Annotated in this window: 1 protein-coding gene and 1 pseudogene; one reads left to right on the top strand and one right to left on the bottom strand. The window is 62.9% G+C overall.

What is annotated here, in order from left to right; all coding sequences use genetic code 11:
• Window positions 1-721 precede the first annotated feature (721 nt).
• Window positions 722-1,678, bottom strand: coding sequence for a hypothetical protein (locus tag ACIRG5_RS48345; protein ID WP_402918499.1), 957 nt, complete (start codon window positions 1,676-1,678; stop codon window positions 722-724).
• Between the two features lie 593 nt (window positions 1,679-2,271).
• Here ACIRG5_RS48345 and ACIRG5_RS48340 point away from each other — a divergent pair.
• Window positions 2,272-2,690: pseudogene (locus ACIRG5_RS48340) on the top strand (hypothetical protein); the annotation flags it as partial.

The raw sequence follows: 2,690 nt of genomic DNA, 5'->3' as shown, positions 1-2,690 counted from the left end.
GAACTCCTGGGGGTAGGGCTTGGGCACAGCGACATCCTCCCAGCTCACCATCACGGCAAGCCAACTCAGATGTCACCTAAAGGTGCAGCAGACCCCTACAACGAGCAGCTCGCCGACCAGGACGAGTATCGCCTCAAGCCCGACCCGTTCGCTGACGCCTTGCGCGAACGGCTGAGCGAAGCGCTCCTCGACCGACCAGACGACGTGGACGATCACAGGGCTTGGAGGCTGCTCGAGGCAGCTCTGGCTGAACGAGCGAGATGGATCTCAACCGCACAGTTCGGCCGGGACCAAGCACAACATGCTGGTCGCGACGTGCCGCGATGCGTCCGGAGGTTCGAGTTCCTCATCCTTGTCGAAGGAGAGCCATGTGGGAATGTCACGTACACCGTATGCATCGGTTGTAGGCAAGGGGTGTTGGACAACATTACTGTGGACGCGCCTATCGGTTGCGCGGGCGTCGGGCGCCGCGCGTTGGATGAGCTCCAACGCCGATGGGCCAGCTTCGAGTTCAACACAACAGGGCAACGAAGCACCGCGAAGGGCTTCTACGACCGCTGCCGCATAACGAGCCCGAGTTCGTGGCGATCGCAGCGCGACGGATGTCCGCACCTCGCCAGCTGGTACGGGCTCGCTCGGTGAAGCCCTCAAAGCCCGATACCGGTCTATTGAGAGAGCCCACCTGTAAGGGACGAAGTGGATTCGATCGGTGCCAGGTGCGCTACGACAGCGAATAGCGTTTCCTCTGCCTTCGAGCCTCGAAGGCGTCGAGCTCTCTGCGCAGCTCCACCGCAAACTCCTCGCGTAGCGTCGTGAGTTGAGGTGTTGGTCCCACGCTCGCTGACTTGAGAACCTCGGCGACAGGGCGCGTGAGCAGCAGGCCTTGGCCGGCTGCGTACACCGCGACGGTATCGACGCCAAGGGCGTTGTGGCGGTCCAGCAGCAGGTAGCCCAGAAGCTGTCGTAGCCACTGGTCGATGTTCTTCTCCACGCCAGCCGACATCTTGATCTCGATGAGGGTCGACCCAACGACCAGATCGGCTATGCCAAAGCCTCCGGCCAACTCAGGGGCGATGATCGCTCGCTCGCCAAGGGCTCGGAGTACCCGCCGTCCGTGCTCGAGGTAGCCGGTCCACGCATGAAGCAGTGCGTCCAGCATCTCGGTGTTGGAACTCAGCCGACCTTGCTCGACGATCGCGATGAACCAGGACCTTCGTTCATCAACGGCGATCGTGTCTCCTCGCTTGTGGGCGAATTTCTGTAGCTCGACGAGGTCCAGGCACGTCGCGAGTGCTCGCCTGATGTCTTGGGAGCTGGGCTGGTGCTCGTGATCACGTGACCAGTGCATCAGCATCGGGTCCGAGGTACCGCTCGGAGGCAGGCTCCCCACACATGTGTGCTCGAAACCGGCGGCACTGAGCAACGCTGCACAGTCTTCGATCGGCAGATAGGAGAGGAGCGGCCAGGGCGCCGGTCGGGTGGCGACATCCAAGCCAATACGCATCTCCAACGCGCAACCGATGTCGTCCGCACCATGGGACACACTCAGCGGTGTCCAAGGAGCTGCCTGCAGCTCGGTGCGCCAGGTGGCAGTGATGTCGACTCGGTGTGGCAAATGCTTGTCCAGGAATCGGTTGAGAGTGCTGGACGGATCTCTGGACTGACGTTCGATCGGCACCCAACCACACTGGCCGATCTCCTCTCGGTCAGCCAACCTTGGCTTGGTGATGGTGTCGCTCAGCGGATGGGCGGGTGACTCCCAGGCGCGGTTTCACGCGGCGTTGGCTTGCGTGCGCAGGTTCGAATCCCCGGCAGGACACACAGCAGATGGGAACAGCTCCGACCAGGGGTTTCTTGAGTGGGCGTCTGGTCGTCGAGCACCGGGTATCACTCGATAGGCGTAGCGGGGCGGCTTCGGTTAAGCCCGTTGCAGCAGGCGATCAGTCATGATCAGGCGATCTTGTCTGGGTCCAGTGATGTCCGCACGGCTGCAGTCCTGCGACCAACGACCCTGCTTGGCGTTGAAATCTGCACCAGCTCTAACGCGTCGTGCTGCACGGCGTGCCCGGCCAATCCTGCCGTTGTAAAGCGGCCTCGCCGGGTGCGTCACCACCGCGGCGGGGCCTTGATCCCACCCCGTAAGGAGGGCGAGGACCCATGAGCGACGCTACAGAAACCGCACGTTCAGTCGAGACTGGGCGCCCGCCAGACGGTAGAGCGACGAAGTGCGAGTCAGATGCGACAACGATCATTCGGGCAGTGACTGCGATCATGGCGACTGTTGTCGGCCTGACCTTCATGTTCGGTTTCGGTAACGTCCTCAGTCTCGCGCTCCGGCTCGGTGTACCCGTCTGGGTTGCGCCGCTCGTTGCTCCTGCGGTTGATCTTTCGATCCTCGGACTCTTGCTCGGCACGCGACATCTGGCACTCACCGGGGCATCGTCAGACGTGCTGCGGCCAGCCCGCCGACTGCTGATCTTCGCGAGCGTGGTCACCCTTGCCCTGAACGTTGCAGAGCCTCTCGTTGCCGGCGAGTACGGGAAGGCGGCATTCGACGCGGTGGGTCCGCTTCTGCTGATCGGCTGGTCAGAGGTTGGGGTGCGCCACGAGGCGTTGTTTGACCGAGTGGAGGTGGAAGGACTCCACCCGCTGCCTGTCGTAGCAGGCGGCGTGAAGCTGAGGGCAGTCTG

It is taken from the genome of Lentzea sp. NPDC102401, assembly GCF_044765805.1.
In the GTDB taxonomy this organism is placed as follows: domain Bacteria; phylum Actinomycetota; class Actinomycetes; order Mycobacteriales; family Pseudonocardiaceae; genus Lentzea; species Lentzea sokolovensis.
Note: the sequence above shows the minus strand (reverse complement) of the source record. Positions and strands in the feature narration are given on the sequence as shown.